Source organism: Massilia sp. UBA6681, assembly GCF_002454935.1.
In the GTDB taxonomy this organism is placed as follows: domain Bacteria; phylum Pseudomonadota; class Gammaproteobacteria; order Burkholderiales; family Burkholderiaceae_D; genus Telluria; species Telluria varians.
This window is the reverse complement of sequence record NZ_DKJX01000031.1, coordinates 88,214-105,208: the sequence shown is the minus strand read 5'-3', so window position 1 is coordinate 105,208 and position 16,995 is coordinate 88,214. Positions and strand designations below refer to the sequence as shown.

18 protein-coding genes and 1 tRNA gene are annotated in these 16,995 nt (G+C 66.6%); 9 read left to right on the top strand and 10 right to left on the bottom strand.

Annotated features, from left to right (window positions below; all coding sequences use genetic code 11):
* Positions 1-223: 223 nt before the first annotated feature.
* Complete coding sequence (gene rpsJ / locus B2R83_RS04615; RefSeq protein ID WP_005663509.1) at positions 224-541, top strand: 30S ribosomal protein S10; 318 nt, start codon at positions 224-226, stop codon at positions 539-541.
* A 99-nt stretch (positions 542-640) separates the two neighbouring features.
* Here rpsJ and B2R83_RS04610 read toward each other — a convergent pair whose 3' ends face one another.
* Positions 641-829 (bottom strand): hypothetical protein, encoded by a 189-nt coding sequence (locus B2R83_RS04610; RefSeq protein ID WP_292038522.1) that lies wholly within the window; start codon positions 827-829, stop codon positions 641-643.
* A 171-nt stretch (positions 830-1,000) separates the two neighbouring features.
* Here B2R83_RS04610 and B2R83_RS04605 point away from each other — a divergent pair, with 171 nt between their 5' ends.
* Both B2R83_RS04605 and B2R83_RS04600 read left to right on the top strand, forming a co-directional pair.
* Positions 1,001-1,894: a hypothetical protein gene (locus tag B2R83_RS04605; protein ID WP_292038518.1), complete on the top strand. Its 894-nt coding sequence runs from the start codon at positions 1,001-1,003 to the stop codon at positions 1,892-1,894.
* Positions 1,891-2,460 (top strand): hypothetical protein, encoded by a 570-nt coding sequence (locus tag B2R83_RS04600; RefSeq protein WP_292038515.1) that lies wholly within the window; start codon positions 1,891-1,893, stop codon positions 2,458-2,460. Before B2R83_RS04605 ends, B2R83_RS04600 begins: the two co-directional genes overlap by 4 nt.
* 13 nt (positions 2,461-2,473) lie before the next feature.
* Here the strand turns inward: B2R83_RS04600 and B2R83_RS04595 are convergent, their stop codons facing one another.
* The 7 genes from B2R83_RS04595 to B2R83_RS04565 all read right to left on the bottom strand — a co-directional run bounded on the left by B2R83_RS04595 (position 2,474) and on the right by B2R83_RS04565 (position 9,282).
* Positions 2,474-3,730: a TerD family protein gene (locus B2R83_RS04595; RefSeq protein WP_292038512.1), complete on the bottom strand. Its 1,257-nt coding sequence runs from the start codon at positions 3,728-3,730 to the stop codon at positions 2,474-2,476.
* Entirely contained in the window at positions 3,727-4,620 is an 894-nt protein-coding gene (locus B2R83_RS04590) for an HpcH/HpaI aldolase/citrate lyase family protein (protein ID WP_292038509.1), read from the bottom strand. Before B2R83_RS04590 ends, B2R83_RS04595 begins: the two co-directional genes overlap by 4 nt.
* Positions 4,613-5,695, bottom strand: a complete 1,083-nt coding sequence (locus B2R83_RS04585; protein WP_292038506.1) for a cysteine protease StiP family protein — start codon at positions 5,693-5,695, stop codon at positions 4,613-4,615. Before B2R83_RS04585 ends, B2R83_RS04590 begins: the two co-directional genes overlap by 8 nt.
* On the bottom strand, positions 5,692-6,444 hold the full coding sequence (locus B2R83_RS04580; RefSeq protein WP_292038503.1) for a hypothetical protein: 753 nt from the start codon (positions 6,442-6,444) through the stop codon (positions 5,692-5,694). The genes B2R83_RS04585 and B2R83_RS04580 overlap by 4 nt, the downstream gene beginning before the upstream one ends.
* Positions 6,422-7,606, bottom strand: coding sequence for a phosphoribosyltransferase domain-containing protein (locus tag B2R83_RS04575; protein ID WP_292038500.1), 1,185 nt, complete (start codon positions 7,604-7,606; stop codon positions 6,422-6,424). The genes B2R83_RS04580 and B2R83_RS04575 overlap by 23 nt, the downstream gene beginning before the upstream one ends.
* On the bottom strand, positions 7,603-8,622 hold the full coding sequence (locus B2R83_RS04570; protein WP_292038498.1) for an ATP-grasp domain-containing protein: 1,020 nt from the start codon (positions 8,620-8,622) through the stop codon (positions 7,603-7,605). The genes B2R83_RS04575 and B2R83_RS04570 overlap by 4 nt, the downstream gene beginning before the upstream one ends.
* 84 nt (positions 8,623-8,706) lie before the next feature.
* On the bottom strand, positions 8,707-9,282 hold the full coding sequence (locus B2R83_RS04565; protein ID WP_036208976.1) for a TerD family protein: 576 nt from the start codon (positions 9,280-9,282) through the stop codon (positions 8,707-8,709).
* A gap of 160 nt (positions 9,283-9,442) precedes the next feature.
* Here B2R83_RS04565 and B2R83_RS04560 point away from each other — a divergent pair, with 160 nt between their 5' ends.
* On the top strand, positions 9,443-10,441 hold the full coding sequence (locus tag B2R83_RS04560) for a LacI family DNA-binding transcriptional regulator (protein ID WP_292038493.1): 999 nt from the start codon (positions 9,443-9,445) through the stop codon (positions 10,439-10,441).
* On the opposite strand, the gene B2R83_RS04555 is transcribed toward B2R83_RS04560, so the two are convergent.
* Positions 10,438-11,529, bottom strand: a complete 1,092-nt coding sequence (locus B2R83_RS04555; RefSeq protein WP_292038492.1) for a mechanosensitive ion channel family protein — start codon at positions 11,527-11,529, stop codon at positions 10,438-10,440. The genes B2R83_RS04560 and B2R83_RS04555 overlap by 4 nt on opposite strands.
* An 11-nt stretch (positions 11,530-11,540) precedes the next feature.
* The gene (ggpS, locus tag B2R83_RS04550; RefSeq protein ID WP_292038489.1) at positions 11,541-13,895 is read right to left on the bottom strand and encodes a glucosylglycerol-phosphate synthase; all 2,355 of its coding nucleotides are present in this window, start codon (positions 13,893-13,895) and stop codon (positions 11,541-11,543) included.
* A gap of 317 nt (positions 13,896-14,212) precedes the next feature.
* On the opposite strand from ggpS, the gene B2R83_RS04545 reads away from it, so the two are divergent.
* The 5 genes from B2R83_RS04545 to rplB all read left to right on the top strand — a co-directional run bounded on the left by B2R83_RS04545 (position 14,213) and on the right by rplB (position 16,990).
* A tRNA-Val gene (locus B2R83_RS04545) sits at positions 14,213-14,289 on the top strand.
* A 277-nt stretch (positions 14,290-14,566) separates the two neighbouring features.
* Complete coding sequence (gene rplC, locus B2R83_RS04540; RefSeq protein WP_036246294.1) at positions 14,567-15,223, top strand: 50S ribosomal protein L3; 657 nt, start codon at positions 14,567-14,569, stop codon at positions 15,221-15,223.
* A 2-nt stretch (positions 15,224-15,225) separates the two neighbouring features.
* Positions 15,226-15,846 carry a 50S ribosomal protein L4 gene (gene rplD, locus B2R83_RS04535; RefSeq protein WP_036208965.1) on the top strand — a complete coding sequence of 207 codons (621 nt, stop codon included), beginning with the start codon at positions 15,226-15,228 and terminating at the stop codon, positions 15,844-15,846.
* Complete coding sequence (gene rplW, locus B2R83_RS04530) at positions 15,843-16,160, top strand: 50S ribosomal protein L23 (RefSeq protein ID WP_027867259.1); 318 nt, start codon at positions 15,843-15,845, stop codon at positions 16,158-16,160. Before rplD ends, rplW begins: the two co-directional genes overlap by 4 nt.
* Entirely contained in the window at positions 16,160-16,990 is an 831-nt protein-coding gene (rplB, locus tag B2R83_RS04525) for a 50S ribosomal protein L2 (protein ID WP_036208962.1), read from the top strand. Before rplW ends, rplB begins: the two co-directional genes overlap by 1 nt.
* Positions 16,991-16,995: the final 5 nt, after the last annotated feature.

The window sequence follows — 16,995 nt, the reverse complement described above, 5'->3', positions numbered from 1 at the left end:
GTACCGTCGGCGCCGGCGTGGTGGCCAAGATCATCGCCTAAGTTCGCTTAGCCTGATCTAACGGTGGGCTTGTCCCGCCGTGACAACGATGGGGACAGGTTTTTCGACCTGTCCCCATCTTTATGAGAGGGAACGATGTTATACTCCCGCCTCTTGAGCAGTACCGAAGCACCTTTCACACATTGCCGGCACCTTGCCGGAACGTTCTTTTAAAGGAAATAGCATGTCCGCTCCGAACCAGAAAATCCGTATCCGCCTGAAAGCGTTCGACTACAAGCTGATCGACCAGTCCGCTCTGGAAATCGTCGACACCGCCAAGCGCACCGGCGCAGTGGTCAAGGGCCCGGTCCCGCTGCCGACCCGCATCCAGCGTTTCGACGTCCTGCGTTCGCCGCACGTCAACAAGACCTCGCGCGACCAGTTCGAAATCCGCACCCACCAGCGTCTGATGGACATCGTTGATCCGACCGACAAGACCGTTGACGCACTGATGAAGCTGGACCTGCCGGCTGGCGTCGACGTCGAAATCAAGCTGCAGTAATCGCATCCACCGCCAGCGGATCAATCCGCTGAGGTAGCAAGGGCCGGGAGTTCGCAAGGACTCCCGGCCCTTGTCATTTGCGGCCGCCGCGGAAGCGGGTCAGTCGAGCAGGGCGTACAGCACCGGCGCGAGCATACTGAAGAGGACGGCGCCGCCGCCGAGAACCAGCACCAGAAGGGCATACCGGCCGATCCAGCCGACCAGTGTCGGGTGACCCGTAAAATGCGCGCGCAGGCTCGCGGCCGTGAGGCGGGTGGCATCGTCTGGGAGATGATCGAAGTTCGACATAAGGCCTCCGTGCAAAAGTCCATTGTCGAGTGCGCTTTTGCTGCATACATTGCGCTGGCGCAAGCGGCAGAAGGAGCCTGCTTCACCGCGTCTAGCGCTTTATGCGGAGCAAATTGTTCGGGCTGGCTCGTCGTGTTGTAATCGTAGCGATCACAACCGAGCGAAAAGCGCATGTCCGTTACACATAGCTTCCACTCCGCAGCGTTCGAGCTGCGCCGCATCTCCTGGACGCAGCTTGCGGGCTACGCCTATCTCGGCTTCTTCATCCTGCTGCTGGTGCGGCTGGCGGCGCCCGAAGCGATCGGACCGGCACTGCGCAAGCTCGCCTTCGCGCTGCCCCTGGTCCTGCTGGCCGCCAAGGACCTGGCACACCTGCCCGATGCGCTGCAGCGCCTGCGTGGCGCCACCGGCTGGCGTGGCCGCATCCTTGCGCTGCTGCCGCCGGAACTGATCGGCATGGCCAGGCTCGACCGCCTGATGTGGACCGGCTTCCTGCAATGGCTGCGCCGCCGCAAGCCGCTGGCGCGGCCGGAAGGCACGGCGCTGACCTACCTGCAGCGCGGGGCCTACGGCACCGCGATCGGCTGCGCGATGGTCGCGGTATTCCTCGAATTGCCGATCGACTTCGGCATCCTCCACCTGTTCGTCGCCGATCCGGACACGCGCATGCTCATCCATGTGGTCGGCGGCATCGGGGCCGTGTACACGCTCGCCTGGGTGCTGGGCGACCGCTGGCATGTCGCCGAAGGCAGCCATGTGCTGGCGGACGAGGTGCTGCACCTGCGCGTCGGCGTGCGCACCCAGGGCAGCATTCCGCTCTCGAGCATCGAGCGCGTCGACGCGGTGCTTGAAGCGCCCGAACGCTGGCGCCGGCGCCATGGCATCCACCCTGCCGACACCATCACGGTGACGCCTTTCGACAAACCGAACTGCGTGCTGGTCATGAAGCCGGACGCCGGCGTGACGCTGCTGCACTGGCAGGTGCGCCGGACCGCGCCGCGCTATGTGCTGCTCTACGTCGACCATCCGGAACTGCTGGCCAGCAGCGTCAAGCAGCACGGATGACGCGTTCCCGGCAGCTGCGCGTTGGGCCGGGGGCGCTGATCATCCTGGCCCACCTGGTCTTCCTCGCGATCCTGCTCCGCTATGCCGGCAGGCCCCCTGTCAGGGATGAGACAGGTCCGGCCGACTACATCGAATTCGTGCTGGTTCCGGCAAAGGCCAGGCCGAAGCCGGTGGAGGCGGCCACCCCGGCCCCGGTGCCCCGCAAGCCAAAGGCCACGCCAGCGCAGGCCGCGCCCGCGTCATCGGACATGGTGGCCGTGCCATCCGTTCCGGAGCCGCAGGAGTCCAGCCCGGAACAGGCCGTAGCGCAGGGTAGACAACTGGACATGGACGCACTGCGCGCCACTGCCCGTCGCGTGGCCAGGGAGCACGTACCGGAACCATTCGAACAGGTGCGCGATGCCGAGCATCGGCTGGAAATCGAAAAGAAGGACCTCGGCCGCGCCATCAGGGAAGCCAAGCGGCCGCCGTGCACCAAGAAGTACAGCGGCGGCACCTTGCTGAATGTGTTCGCGCTGATTCCGCTGGCGATCGACACGATCACCGATACCGGCTGCAAGTGGTAGCGCCGGCAGGCCGTTAGCCCTTCGAGCCGGTCTTCCAGCGCAGCCCGAAGCCGAAATGGCGGTCCATCAGCTCGTGCGCGCTGGTCCCGCCGCTCTGCTGGAAATACTCGGCCAGCTTGGTGACCTGCAAGCTGCCGCCCCGGTTCTCGATCAGCGCGATCGCGCACATCATCTGGTTGCCGCCGCCATCCAGGCGCACCTCGATCGGCGCCTGCTCGGGCGCGGTGATGGTCACCACGCCATCGGTCGCCGCCCAGTTGGGCACGCCCTCGTAGATGAAGGAAAAGATCAGCGCACGGCGGATCTGGTCGAAGCGCTCGCCGTTGATGGTCAGGTTCTCGCCGCCAGCCATCGCGCCGGTGCGGTCGTCGGCATCCAGGCGGATGTAGGGCTCGCGTTCGAAGTCGCCCCAGGCATTGCCGAGCGCCTGCACCAGCCCGCGCCGGCCATCGGCCAGCTCGTACATGCAGCCGAGGTCGAGGTCGATGCCGCCGCGGCCCTTGCGGCCGACGCCGCCTCCGCCGATCGCGCCGCCGATCAGCTTGTCGAAGAAGCCTGTTTTCGCAGGCTGTTGCGGCGGCGCCGCCGTCGCCGACTGGTTCCAGTTCAGGTTCACGTGGATGCGGCCGAAGCCGCGGCCGGGGCGCTTGTCGAGCGAGACCTTGTCGCCGCGCTTTTCCAGCGTGACCTTCGACAGCGAGACCCTGGGCTGCGCCGGCGCCGGCGCCGGCGCCGAGGTGGGAGCGGAAGCGGCGGCAGGCTTGGCCTCGGTGCCGCCGAAATGCGCCAGCAGTGCCGACAGCCCGCCATTGAAGCCCTGGCCGACCGCGCCGAAACGCCACATGCCGTCGCGCCGGTACAGCTCCGCCACGATGACCGCCTTCTCGTCGCCGAAGTCCGCACCCGACCACGGGAAGCGCACCGCGCTGCCGAGATTCAGGGCGCAGGCGCCGAGCGAGCGCATGGTCTGGGCGCCGTCGATGGCGGCGACAAACACCAGCTTCGCGATCGTCGCCGGCAGGGCATCGAGATTCACGGCGAAGCGCGCCAGCGACCCGCTCGACTCCAGCCGCACCGCGCCCTCGGGACTGGCCAGCTGGTTGTAGAACACCATGTAGCGCTCATCCGACAGGCGCTCGGACGCATCCAGGCCGAAACAGGACACGTCGACCGAGAGGCCGGGCGCCCCGATATCCACCTCGACGGTAAAACTGTGACCGATGCCGAGGTCCGCCAGCTTGCCTTTCTGGCCACGCGAGAACAAATTCATGAGGTTTCTCCTTCCATCGAACGGGAGCCGAAGCGGTGCGACTGTTCCACCAGGCGCTCGGCCCAGGCGCGGTGGGTGGCGACTTCGCACATCGCGTCGTTCATGCGGAACACGGCGGGGCTGGCCTCGTCGAGGATGGCGCGCGCCACCGCCAGGTCTTGCGGGCGCACCTGGTAGTGCTGCTCGATCGGGGCGATCTGGGTCGGGTGGATCGCGGTCTTGCCGACCATGCCGTGGGCCAGGTCTTCCAGCACTTCCTGGTCGAGCAGCTCGGGCAGGTCGAGGTATTCGAACACCGGCGCCGTCAAGGCGAAGCCCCACGGACGGAAGGTGGTCACCAGGCGCGCGATCACCGGCCCCAGGGGCGTGCGGTAGATCGTCATGCCGCGCGGCCGGCGCAGGCCCAGCAGGGCGAGCAGGTCGTTGCCCCCGATGCGCAATGCCAGGATGCGGTGGCGCACTCCCGGGCCTTCGAACACGGCGCGCAGCTGCTGCATTTCGCTGTCGCTGAACACTTCCGCCGTCTCCAGCGTCGGCATCAGGACGTGATTGGTATCGCGCACGAGGCGGAAATACGTGTCGAAGTTGTGGCGCGTGATCTTCGGCAGCACGAAGCCGCTCAGCTTCTCGGCGCCCGGCATGGCCAGCACGCGCGCCATCACCTCCGGGTTGCGCACCCGGACGAAACGCTCGGCCGTGACTTCGCTGCGCATGTTCGCCAGCACCACCGAGAGGTTGAACAGCGACCAGCTCAGTTCGCGGTCGGCGATGGCGTCTTCGAGACAGAAAATGAGCGAGCGTGCGTCCGGCAGCTTCTCGCCGTTGGCGATTCTGGCCAGGTCCTTGTGATTGGCCGGCACGTACAGCGACGCGCCTAAAGACTTAAGCATCCGATGCACTCCTGATCAGGGAAACTGCGTGATAGGGCAGAAGCGGGTCGACCGCGACCGGCACCTGCTTTTCTTCGGCCAGCACTTCCAGGTGCCGCACGTCCGGGGCGCCCGGCCGGCGCAGCACCAGCAGGCGCGGCACGCGGCGCAGCAGCACGCGGGTGGCCTCGCCGATGCCGGGCTTGATGAGATTGACGTCTGCGATGCTGTAGCGCGCCATGGCGCCCTCGAGGTAGGCGCGCGAGCGTTCGGCAGCCGCTTTCGCGTCCAGCGGCGCGGCGTGCGGCACCTCGCCGCCAGCCTGCGCCAGCGCCACCAGCGCATCGGCAAAGCGCTGCGACTGGTCATGGGGGGCAAACTCGCCGTAGTAGACGCAGCCGTGGAAGTCGTTTGGACCGATCCGTTCGTCCAGCACCGTGCGGCTCACCAGCCCCGACACCGTGGCATTCAGGATGCTCGACGGGATCAGGTAGTCGTCGCCGGAGGCCGCGACGGCAGCGGCGCCGGCCAGGTCCGACAGCACGTACAGGCCATTGTCGATGCCGGTCCCCTGCGCCGCATTGAAGGCGGACACGGACAGCGCCAGCTCGCGCGCGATCACGCCCTTGCCGGTCCAGCCGTCCACGAACACGATCGATTCCGGCGCGTGGCCCTGGGCCAGGATGTGGCGCAGGGCGGCCCCGTCGATGCCGCGGTCGCGCACGATCGACACCGAATAGTGGACCGCCTCGCGTTCGAGCACCTCGCGCAGCAGCCGCGCCACCACCACGCCCACTGGCGTGCCGGCGCGCGCCAGCGAGACCACGGCGATGGCGCCGCTGCGCCGTGCGGCGATGAGGCCGGCCAGGCGCAGGCAGTCCGCCGCCATGCGCGCATTGTTGGCGCGGCAGGCATCCTCGAACACGGCCATGTAGCGCGGCGAGGGCAGCGATTCGGGAGACAGCATCTGGCTGTAGTGGCGCTGGCCGGACTGGATCAGGCGCTCCTTGTCATGCACGCTGGTGAATTCCTGCGCCTGCAAGCGCGTGAGCAGGAAGTCCACCTCGCCGGCGCGGTAGCTGCCCGGGAAGCTCACAGGGCCTCCACGGTCAGGCGCGCGAGCTGGGTGGCGCGCGGCACGATGGCGTAGTCGCAGGCGGCCATGAAGCGCGCGTCGGAGCGGCTGTCGCCCATGCCGAAGGTGACGATGTCGCCGTGCTCGGTGCGCAACTTGCCGGTGATGTGGGCCACCGCGTTGGCCTTGTCGAGCGCCTTCGGCAGGATCGCCAGGTTGTTGCCGTTGCGGTGCACGACGTAGTCCGGGCGGTCATCGGCGATCCAGGGGCGCACCACCTCTTCCTCGATCGGCGCCAGGCGCTCGTGGCGCTTGTCCGGGTCTTTCACGACCAGGAAGAAGGGCGTGGCGAAATCCTCGATCATGCGCGCCCGCCCGCCGAAGCCGGTGCGCGCCGCGTAGTCGTCGATGTGCCGCGCCAGCTCCTGCAGGCCGGGCAGGGCGGCGTGCATCGCGCTGCGCATCCCTTCCAGCCAGGGCATGTCGGCGCTGCCGCCTGGCTGCAGTACCACGCCGCCATAGTTGATGACGGCGTAGCTGTCGAAGGGCAGGTGCACGCGGCGCAGGCCGTCGTGGTCGCGCGCCGTGGTCGGGATCACGGTCATGCCGTCCTGCACGAAGCTCAGGAAGGCGCGCTGGGCGCGCGTGGTGTACGAGCAGATGCTGCCGTCCTTGTAATAGGCGGCCGGCTCGAGCGCCTCGCTTGCTGCGCACTTCTCGAAGGTCTGGAACAGCGTGTCGTCCAGGTCAGCGAACAGGAACTTCTTCAACCTCAGCCTCGGACAGGAAGTGGAACAGGCGCGCGTCCAGCAGAGCGGCGAGCTCGCGCAAGGGGGCGTTGGGCGCGGTCTCATGGCAGACCAGCACGTGCTCGTACTGGCCAGGCGCGATGTTGTAGATGAAATTGGCGATGCCCTCGCCGTAGTTGTCGGGGAAGCTCAATGCGTGGCTGACCGCGCCCCAGGTCAGGATCGGCGAGCGCGTGGTCGACTGCACCCGGACGTCGACGCCGCGCCGTTCCAGCGCCGCGCCCAGCAGCATGGCGGCATGCATGAATTCGCCGGTGCCCAGCACGGCGACCCTGGCGCCAGGCGCGAATTCGCCTGCCAGGCGCTCTGCCAGCGCCTCGGGGGCGCGCAAGGCGGCGCGCAGGCCCAGGCGGCCGAAACCGGTGCTGGCGCCGCGGTCCGCATCCGGATCGAAACGCTGGGCAGGGGTGGCCGGGGCCACATAGTCGCCCGGCGTGAAACGGTACTCGCCGCTGAGCAGCGCGCCCATCGTCACCGGCAGGCCGAAGCGCCCGGACAAGGCGGCAGTGGCCTCTCCACCCATGAAATTGGTGATCGTCGCCAGGTGCACCCGCGCGATGCCCGGATTAAGGCGGCGGCAGGCCGCGGTGAGGTTCAGGAAGGTGTTGCCGGTGCTGGCTTCGTCGTCCACCAGCACCAGGGTGGAGGCCGCCAGCAGCAGCGCGCGCAGGTGAGGATCTTCCGGCATGTGCAGGAACTGGCGCGGCGCATGGCTGTGCGCTTCCTCGAATTCGATCAGCTCGCCAGTGCCTGCGCGGTAGCGCGTGGTGTGGATGAACAGGGCTTCACGTCCGGGATGGGCGCGCAGCCAGGCTTCGAACACGCCCTGGCCCAGGCCGATCGCGGTTTCCGCCATGGCAATGAACACCACCGGCCCATCGCTGGCCGGCACGGTGGCGGCAAGGCGTTCGTGGATCGCGAGCATGCTCGACGGTGTCACCGGCCAGTGCTTGCCCAGCACCTTGCTCAGGAACAGGAAGCCGCGCTTGGCATTGGCGCGCGCCGCGAAGCCGAGCAGCTCTTCAAACTCGTCAGCGCCCTCGGCAAGCGCGACGTCGAGCGTCCCGGTGGGCAGGGCCACGCTGCGCCGTGACAGGGCGTCCAGGTCGGACTTCGCGTTCATGCCAGCTCCAGCGCTTCCGGGACTTCAATGACGCGCATGCCGTTGCGTACCGGCGCCACCTCGACCGTGTCGAAGCCGTCGGCAAAGCCCTTCAGTGCGATCCAGGGCAGGTTCGGCCCGGCCGCACAGGCCATGCCGATGCCGCCCGACATGCGCGGGTTGATCTCGAGCAGCCGCGGCTTGCCGCCGGCTTCGCGGAACTGCACGTTGAAGATGCCGTTCAGGCCATAGTCGGCGGCGAGTTTCGTGGTCGCCTCGATGATCTCGGGGCGCATGTCGATCAGCTGGCCGCTGCCGGCCTGCGCCGGCTTGCGGCGCGCCACCGCCGCCACCAGGCGGCCGTTGTCGCCCACGCAGTCGACGCTGTATTCGGCGCCCTCGAGGAATTCCATCAGCAGCATGGTGCGGAATTCCTTCAGCTCCGTCAGGCCGCGGCGCAGGTCCTGGTAGCCGATGTGGTACTCGACACCCGCCAGGAGCAGGGCGGCGCTGCTGCGCTCTTCGTCGACGATGGCGAAGCCGATGCCGTAGATGCCGCGCGCGGGCTTGATGCACAGCTTCGCATGGCGCGGGCGCAGCTCGGTCCAGGCGGCATCGAACTGGTCGACGTTGTCGAAGCGGCGGAATTCGGCCACCGGCGCCTGCGGCAGATCGGTCTCCGCGTAGAAGCCGGCCTTGTCGTGCATGAGCTGGAGCTTCTGCGGCGTGGCCGCGCTCAGCACGCGCGTGCCGATTTCCAGGAAGCGCGCGTGCTGCGCGGCCAGGGTGGTAGCCTCGCGGCCCGGCACGAAGATGTCGATGCGCTGCTTGCGGCAGAATTCCAGGCACCACTCGACGTAGGCAGCCGGCTCCAGTCCGACGGGCTCGCCGTGAAACTCATGGGCCAGGCGCGCCGCCGGGGTATGGCGGTTGGCATTGCTGTGGATGATGGTGAAACGCTGGGCGGTATCGGCCTCGCGGATCAGCCGGATCGCGGCGTAGATGGACGAAAACGTCCTGTTGTACCAGACGCGCATGAAGTCTTTCAAGACAGGTGGACGTACGCGCCCGCGGGCAGCGGGCGCGTAACAACAGGCGGCTCGGGCCGCGCTCTTGTAGGTTTAGACGTTGACGCCGAACGAGCGCGCGAGCGGACCCAGGCCGCCCTTGAAGCCCTGGCCGACGGCGCGGAACTTCCATTCGCCGCCGTGGCGGTACAGTTCGCCGAAGATCATCGCGGTTTCGGTCGAGCTGTCCTCGGACAGGTCGTAGCGTGCGATCTCCGCTTCGCCGTTGGCGTTCAGGCAGCGGATATACGCCTTGGCGACCATGCCGAAGTTCTGGCGGCGCGCGTCGGCGTCGTGGATGGTGACGCAGAACGAGACCTTCTCGACCTCGGCCGGGACGCGCGACAGGTCGACCGCGATCTTCTCGTCGTCGCCCTCGCCCTGACCGGTGGTGTTGTCGCCGGCGTGGACCACCGAGCCGTCGCTCGATTTCAGGTTGTTGTAGAAAATGAAGTCGGCGTCGCCGCGCACCTTGGCGTCGGCTTTCAGCATGAATGCGCTGCCGTCCAGGTCGAAGGCGGCGCCGTCGGTGGAACGCGGGTCCCAGCCCAGGCCAATGATCACCTTGGTGAGGCCAGGTGCCTCCTTGCTCAGGTTGACGTTGCCGCCTTTCTGCAGACTGATTGCCATACGAACTCCTTACGTGGTGGGGGTTGATCGGCCGCCGATGACGGCGTTAACTATTTGATTGTACACGCTCCGAATTTCACATTACTCACTCTCGTGATGTCCATACGCCAGTGGCCGCTTCGTAACATTCCGGTCATAATTGCCGCCCGAAGGAGGCAGAATGGCAACAATGAAGCAGGTGGCGGAGCGGGTCGGCGTATCGACCTCGACCGTCTCGCACGTGATCAACGGGACCCGGGCGGTGAGCGAAGCCGTGCGCAGGCAGGTGCTGGCCACCATCGAGGAGATGGGCTATATCCCGAACGCGATGGCGCGCAGCCTCAAGAACGACAAGAGCCATACCATCGGCGTCTCCATTCCCGACAATACCCATCCCTGCTTCGCCGAGCTGCTGCGCGGCATCGAGGACGCGGCCTTCGAGGTCGGCTACAACATCATGCTGTGCAACGGCTACGGGGACGTGCAGCGCCAGGCCGCCCACCTGCGCAGCCTGACCGAGAAACGCATCGATGGCCTGATCCTGGTGGCTGGCAGCGCCCGCGACGAACTGGCCCCGCTGCTGGCCAGCCAGCGCGTGCCGATCGTGCTGGCAGACCACGAGGTGCCGGCCGTGGACACCGATTTCATCGGCCTCGACCACGAAGCGACAGGCCATGCCGCCACCCGCCACCTGATCGAGCTGGGCCACCGCCGCATCGCCTGCGTGGCCGGGCCCCGGGCCGAACCGCACAGCCTGGAACGCATCGCCGGCCTGCGCCGTGCCCTGCTGGATGCGGGCCTGTCGCTGCCCGCCGCCTACCTGGTGCATGCGACTCCCGATTGCGCCGGCGGCCACGATGCGATGCAAGGCCTGCTGGCGCTGGACACGCCGCCGACGGCGGTGTTTGCCTGCAACGACCTGATGGCGCTGGGCGGCCTGTGCGCGGCGCAGGAAGCCGGCGTGGCGGTGCCCGGCCAGCTGTCGGTGGTCGGTGGCGACGACCTCGGCATGGCCGCGTTCGCGACGCCACGCCTGAGTTCCGTCACCCAGCCGACCCATGCGCTGGGCCGGCAGCTGACCGAACTGCTGGTCGGGCGCATCCGCGGCGATGCCCGGCCGCGCATGCGCCGCCGGCTGCAGGGCAGCCTGGTGGTGCGGCAGTCGACCGCGCCGGTCTAGGCCGCGGCCCGGGTCTCGACCGGAACCTGGTCCACGACCGGCTCGCCGGCCGCTCCCCAATGCACGGTCTGTGCCGGCAGCGCCAGGCGGACGCCCTGCTCGCCGAGCATCGCCACGATGCGCAGGTAGATTTCCTGCTGCACGTCCATGAACACGCGGTAGTCCGGGCTGGCCACGTAGTACACGATCTCGAAGGTGTAGGCGGGCGCCGCCAGCGAAGCCAGGTGGGCGCGGTCGAAGCGCACCTGCGCCTGGGCCGCGACGATGTCTTCGAGCAGGCGGGGCAGGGCGCGCAGGGAGGGTTCCGGCGTGTCGTAGGTCACCGCCACCTGGAACACCACGCGGCGCTCCTCCATGCGGCGCAGGTTGTGGATGCGGCTCTTGAGCAGGTCGGCGTTCGAGAACACGATCTGCTCGCCGCCCAGGCTGCGCACCCGGGTGGTCTTCAGGCCGACGCTCTCCACCGTGCCCAGCATCTTGTCGACGATGATGAAGTCGCCCACCACGAAGGGCTTGTCGAGCACGATCGACAGCTTGGCGAACAGGTCGCCCAGGATGCTCTGCACCGCCAGCGCCACGGCGATACCGCCGACCCCCAGGCTGGCCACCAGGGCGGTGATGTTGACGCCCAGATTATCGAGAGTCATCAGGCCCACCACCGCCCACAGGACCACGCGCAGGAGGAAGGCGATCGCGGTCGAGGAGGTGACGCGGTCGGGGTCGGCGGCCTGCTCGGCGCGGGTGCCGGCCAGCCAGGCGCGCAGCGCATGGTCGCCCCAGATCGCGCACTGGATCAGCACCGCGGCGATCGCTGCGCGGCTGATGAAGAGGTGGGTACGCTCGGGCAGGGCCAGCAGGCTGGCGCCGGCATACAGTCCGACGATGATCAATACCACCAGGCGGGTCTTGGACAGCGCGGCCACGGCGGCGCCGAGCGCGCGCGAGCCGCCCGGATTGGCGGCCACGAAGGAGCGCAGGCGCCGCAGCAGGATCGACTTGACGGCGTCGAGGCCGGCCACCACCACGGCGGCGGCGGCCAGCGCCATCAGCCAGTCGGCCACCGGGTTACCCAGGAAAACGGTATTCATGTGCGCTCCCTTCAGGCGGCGCTGCGCTGGACGGCGCCATCCTCCGGCGCTCCCTGCCGTGCCGCTTCCCCTTCCAGGGCCGCCAGGAAACCATCGCCCCAGCGGGTGACGTCGTGCTCCTCAACGATCATCGCCAGGCGTTCCGAACGGTAGGCGATCTCGTCGGCGCCCATGGTGAGCGCCTGGTACAGGGTCTCGCTCATGGCGTTGGCGTCGTAGGGATTGACCAGCAGGGCGCCGTGCAGCTCGACGGCGGCGCCGGCGAACTCGGACAGGATCAGCAGGCCGGGCCGTCCCAGCGCATGCCGGGTAGCAATATATTCCTTGGCCACGAGGTTGAGTCCGTCGCGCAGCGGCGTGATCCAGGCGATGCCTGCCGCCGCGTAGTGGGCCAGCACGTCTTCGAAGGGCAGCGAGCGGTAGAAGTAGCGCACCGGTACCCAGTCGAGCGTCGAGAAGCGGCCGTTGATGCGGCCCACCGTGCGGTCGAGCTCCTCGCGCAGGCTGTCGTAGATGTCCATGCCGCTGGCGGCCGGGGTGACGATGTTCAGCAGGGTCACCTTGCCCTGCATTTCAGGATGCCGTTCCAGCATGCGCTCGTAGGCTTCCAGCTTCTCCAGCGAACCCTTGACGTAGTCGAGGCGCTCGATCGACACGATGGCGGTGCGGGACTGGCCGGCAGTCCCGGCCAGGTAGCCGTCGAGCTCCTTCAGCTGGCGCTGCACGGTGTCTTCCTGGGCCAGGCGCGCGATCAGCTTGACGTCGGTGCCGACCGGGTGGGCGCCGAGCGCGACCCGGCGCTCGCCGACCTCGATCGCGGTCGTCATGCGGTCGACCCCGAGGGCGCAGCCGTAGGTCAGGAAGCGCGGCGCGCACGCCTGGCTGCCCGCGATCTCCACCGGCGCGAACGAGCGTACCGCGTCGACGAAGTTCTCGACGTAGCGCGGCACGTGGAAGCCGACGTAGTCGCATTGCAGCAGGCTGCCGATGATGTCGCGCCGCCATGGCAGGATGTTGAAGACGTCGCTCGAGGGGAAGGCGGTGTGGTGGAAGAAGGCGATCGTCAGGTCCGGGCGCAGCGGACGCAGGAAGGCCGGCACCATCCACAGGTTGTAGTCGTGGATCCAGGCGGTGGCGCCATGTGCGGCCTCGCGCGCGGTCTGCTCGGCGAACAGGCGGTTGACCTCCAGGAAGCGTTCCCAGTGGGCCTGCTTGAACTCGGCCTTGTCCGGGAAGGAGAAAATGATCGGCCAGAAGGCTTCTTTCGAAAACTTCTTGTAGAACAGGTCGATGTCTTCCTGCGTCAGGGCGATACGGGCCGCCTTCAGCTGCGGATAGCGGGCCGTGTCTACCGCCACGTGCGATTCGAAGCCCTCGGGCGCACGGCTGTCCTGCTGCGACCAGGCGACCCACGAACCCTTGCGACCGTCCGCAAAGAAGCTCAGCAGGGTTGGCATGATGCCGTTCGGGCTCTTCGGACGGCGCTGCAGCGTGATGCCGTCCACCACGATTTCGTCGTAGGGCAGGCGGTGGTAGACCATGACCAGCTCGGCGTCTCCGCAGGCCGGCGCCACCTGCGTGCCGGCGTCGTCGCCGAGCGGCATGCCGTAATGGGCCAGGGCTTCCAGGATGCCGCCGCAGCCTTCCTGGGTGGCGACATAGACGCGCGCATTCTTGCGCACCCGCTCGACCAGAGCCGGCTCGGCGCCGCCCACCGCCACGCCGCGAAAGCCGGTCTCGAACATCGACAGGTCGTTCAGGGTGTCGCCGGCCACCACCACGCTGGCCGAGTCGAAGCCGGCCGCGCTCACCAGACGGCGCAGCGCCGAGCCCTTGCCGACCCCGCGCGGCAACACGTCGAGGTAGCGGCCGGCGGAGAACAGTAGTTCGCAGTCGAGCGCCTCGACCGCCGACCGCAGCTCCGGGGTGACCGCGTCCGCCGTCGCGAGGAAGGAGCAGCGGCGTTCCTGCGGCACGCTCTGGCGCACCAGTTGCGGGAACCCGGCCAGGGCGCGTAGCACGGCCTGGCTGCCGGGCCAATGGGCAGTCAGTTCGCGCTGGATCTGCTCGACAGGCCGCAGTTCGCTGTCGACCACGGTCGCGCCGACGTCGGCAATGATGTAATCGGGGTTGGGAATGGTCGGGTCGCTCAGCAGCGGCATGACGGTCTCCAGGCCGCGGCCGGTGACGAACACCAGGGTGGGTCGGGCGCCGGCGGGCACGTCGGCGAGGCCGGCGAACAGGTCGCGCACGCGGCGCCGCGCCTCGTGGGTCCCGGCCAGCAGTGTGCCGTCGAGGTCGGTGGCCAGCACGAGGCGGGAGGGATCGAGGGGGCGGGACCAGCGTTGCGAGTCAATGACAGTCATGAATCATCCTTATCTGCGATGCGTCCGCGCACCTGGGGCGGCGGACCGGGTCGGGGCGCGCTGGATCCGCCGGGAGGCGGGCACGCCAGGAAAAAAGGGCAGGCATGGTGCGCTGGACGCACCGTCATCTGCCGGCGAAGGGAACGTGAAAAGCGGGAGGGGCGGGAAGGTCGCCCGCAAAATGCATTTGTACAATAGCATTTCGCAGCGGCATCGACAACCGGCGATCCGGCAGGACATGTTGGAGAGCATGCAAAACACGTCCGAAAAAAAGCTATTGCAAAACTGTCGGGCTGCTACGTATAATGCGGCTCCCCGGGCGGTTAGTTCAGCTGGTTAGAATACTTGGTCGACATCCAAGGGGTCGCAGGTTCGAATCCTGCACCGCCCACCAGACTTCCAGATCGCAGGCTCCCAGCAATGGTCGTAGCCTGCAGAGAAAAGGCGCAGCGGTGTGCCTTTTCTGTGCTGACCAGCCAGGTCAGATTCCTTGCTCTCTCCAGCTACTGCGGAAAACGCAACAGGCCGAGGTCACCTCGATTTATCCTGTTGCGCCGTTGCCGTTTGCGCGCTATACTAGCCGGCTTCGGTATGGGCACGTCTTTTTCAGCCCATGCTTTTTTAGTAGTACTAATTAGCCCCGCCCAATCGTAGGTGGGAATGGAGAAAAAATGAGCCTGGGCCTCCTCGGTCGCAAGGTTGGCATGATGCGTATCTTCACGGATGACGGCGATTCGATCCCTGTCACCGTGCTGGACGTGTCCAACAACCGTGTTGCGCAAGTCAAAACCCCTGAAACTGACGGCTACACTGCTGTGCAAGTCGTCTTCGGCCAGCGTCGCGCTTCCCGCGTGAACAAGGCTGCTGCTGGTCACTACGCCAAAGCTGGCGTCGAAGCCGGCACGATGCTGCGTGAATTCCGCATCGATTCCACCAAAGCCGCTGAACTCAAAGCCGGCGACACCATCAATGCTTCGATGTTCGAAGTGGGCCAGAAAATCGACGTGCAGGGCACCTCGATCGGTAAGGGCTACGCCGGTACCATCAAGCGTTACAACTTTGCCTCGGGTCGTCAGACCCACGGTAACTCGCGTTCGCACAACGTTCCTGGCTCCATCGGTATGGCGCAGGATCCGGGCCGCGTGTTCCCAGGCAAGCGCATGACCGGTCACATGGGCGACGTTACCGTCACCACCCAGAACCTGGAAATCGCCCGCATCGACGCTGACCGTCAGCTGCTGCTCGTGAAAGGTGCCGTTCCTGGCGCCAAGAACGGCCAGGTGATCGTCAAGCCGGCTGTCAAAACCAAAGCCAAGAAAGGAGCCTAAGTATGGAACTCCAGCTCCTGAATGAGCAAGGTCAAGCTGGCGCCGGCGTTGCAGCTGCCGACACCGTGTTCGGCCGCGAATACAACGAAGCCCTGATCCACCAGATCGTGGTCGCCTACGCCGCCAACGCGCGCAGCGGCAACCGCAAGCAGAAAGACCGTGAAGAAGTCAGCCACACCACGAAGAAGCCATGGCGCCAGAAGGGCACCGGCCGCGCTCGTGCTGGTATGTCGTCGTCGCCTCTGTGGCGCGGCGGTGGTCGCATCTTCCCGAACACCCCGGACGAGAACTTCTCGCACAAGGTCAACAAGAAGATGTTCCGTGCAGGTATCTGCTCGATCTTCTCGCAGCTGGCCCGCGAAGGCCGTCTGAACGTTGTCGAAAACCTGTCGATCGAAGCTCCGAAGACCAAGCTGCTGTCGCAAAAGCTGCAGGGCATGGGCCTGGAATCGGTCCTGGTGATCACCGACACCATCGATGAAAACCTGGAACTGGCATCGCGCAACCTGCCGAACGTGCTCGTCGTCGAGCCGAAGTCGGCCGATCCGATGTCGCTGGTGTTCTACAAGAAAGTCCTGGTCACCAAAGCTGCTCTGGCCAAGATCGAGGAGATGTACGCATGAGCACCGCTATCAAATTCAGCGAAGAGCGCCTGATGAAGGTGCTGCTGGCTCCGGTTATTTCCGAAAAGGCGACCTTCGTCGCTGAAAAGAACGAACAGATCGTGTTCAAGGTTCTGCCGGATGCAACCAAGCCGGAAATCAAGGCTGCCGTCGAACTGCTGTTCAAGGTCGAAGTGGAATCGGTGCAAACCGTCAACCGCGAAGGCAAGGTCAAGCGTTCGGGCCGTTTCACCGGTCGCCGCAACCACACCAAGCGCGCTTTCGTGGCCCTCAAGCCGGGCCAGGAAATCAATTTTGTCGAGGAGGCTAAATAATGGCACTCGTTAAGATGAAGCCAACCTCCCCAGGCCGCCGCGGCATGGTGAAGGTTGTGAACAGCGACCTGTACAAAGGCCGTCCGTTCGCAGCCCTGGTTGAGAAGAAATCGAAGACTGCTGGCCGTAACAACAACGGTCACATCACCACCCGCCACATCGGCGGTGGCCACAAGCAGCACTACCGTGTCGTGGACTTCAAGCGTAACAGCAAGGACGGCATCCCTGCCAAGGTCGAGCGTATCGAATACGACCCGAACCGTACCGCGCACATCGCTCTGCTGTGCTACGCGGACGGCGCCCGTGCGTACATCATCGCTCCGAAGGGCGTCGCTGTCGGCGATACCCTGATGAACGGTTCGGAAGCACCGATCAAGGCCGGTAACTGCCTGCCGATCCGCAACATCCCGGTTGGTACCGTGATGCACTGCGTCGAAATGCTGCCGGGCAAAGGCGCACAGATGGCCCGCACCGCCGGCGCCGCTGTCGTCCTGATGGCCCGCGAAGGCACCTACGCCCAGGTTCGCCTGCGCTCGGGTGAAGTCCGTCGCGTGCACATCGAGTGCCGTGCAACCGTGGGTGAAGTCGGCAACGCCGAGCACAGCCTGCGCAAGATCGGTAAAGCCGGTGCGATGCGTTGGCGCGGTGTCCGCCCGACCGTCCGCGGTGTCGTCATGAACCCGATCGACCACCCGCACGGTGGTGGTGAAGGCCGTACGGCAGCAGGTCGCCATCCGGTGTCGCCATGGGGCCAGCAGACCAAGGGCAAGAAGACGCGTTCGAACAAGCGCACTTCGTCGATGATCGTCTCGCGCCGCGGCAAGAAATAAGGGAT

Coding starts and splice junctions, on each gene's coding strand:
- rpsJ (WP_005663509.1), top strand. CDS start 224: ATGTCCGCTCCGAACCAGAAAATCCGTATCCGCCTGAAAGCGTTCGAC.
- B2R83_RS04610 (WP_292038522.1), bottom strand. CDS start 829: ATGTCGAACTTCGATCATCTCCCAGACGATGCCACCCGCCTCACGGCC.
- B2R83_RS04605 (WP_292038518.1), top strand. CDS start 1,001: ATGTCCGTTACACATAGCTTCCACTCCGCAGCGTTCGAGCTGCGCCGC.
- B2R83_RS04600 (WP_292038515.1), top strand. CDS start 1,891: ATGACGCGTTCCCGGCAGCTGCGCGTTGGGCCGGGGGCGCTGATCATC.
- B2R83_RS04595 (WP_292038512.1), bottom strand. CDS start 3,730: ATGAATTTGTTCTCGCGTGGCCAGAAAGGCAAGCTGGCGGACCTCGGC.
- B2R83_RS04590 (WP_292038509.1), bottom strand. CDS start 4,620: ATGCTTAAGTCTTTAGGCGCGTCGCTGTACGTGCCGGCCAATCACAAG.
- B2R83_RS04575 (WP_292038500.1), bottom strand. CDS start 7,606: ATGAACGCGAAGTCCGACCTGGACGCCCTGTCACGGCGCAGCGTGGCC.
- B2R83_RS04570 (WP_292038498.1), bottom strand. CDS start 8,622: ATGCGCGTCTGGTACAACAGGACGTTTTCGTCCATCTACGCCGCGATC.
- B2R83_RS04565 (WP_036208976.1), bottom strand. CDS start 9,282: ATGGCAATCAGTCTGCAGAAAGGCGGCAACGTCAACCTGAGCAAGGAG.
- B2R83_RS04560 (WP_292038493.1), top strand. CDS start 9,443: ATGGCAACAATGAAGCAGGTGGCGGAGCGGGTCGGCGTATCGACCTCG.
- B2R83_RS04555 (WP_292038492.1), bottom strand. CDS start 11,529: ATGAATACCGTTTTCCTGGGTAACCCGGTGGCCGACTGGCTGATGGCG.
- ggpS (WP_292038489.1), bottom strand. CDS start 13,895: ATGACTGTCATTGACTCGCAACGCTGGTCCCGCCCCCTCGATCCCTCC.
- rplC (WP_036246294.1), top strand. CDS start 14,567: ATGAGCCTGGGCCTCCTCGGTCGCAAGGTTGGCATGATGCGTATCTTC.
- rplD (WP_036208965.1), top strand. CDS start 15,226: ATGGAACTCCAGCTCCTGAATGAGCAAGGTCAAGCTGGCGCCGGCGTT.
- rplW (WP_027867259.1), top strand. CDS start 15,843: ATGAGCACCGCTATCAAATTCAGCGAAGAGCGCCTGATGAAGGTGCTG.
- rplB (WP_036208962.1), top strand. CDS start 16,160: ATGGCACTCGTTAAGATGAAGCCAACCTCCCCAGGCCGCCGCGGCATG.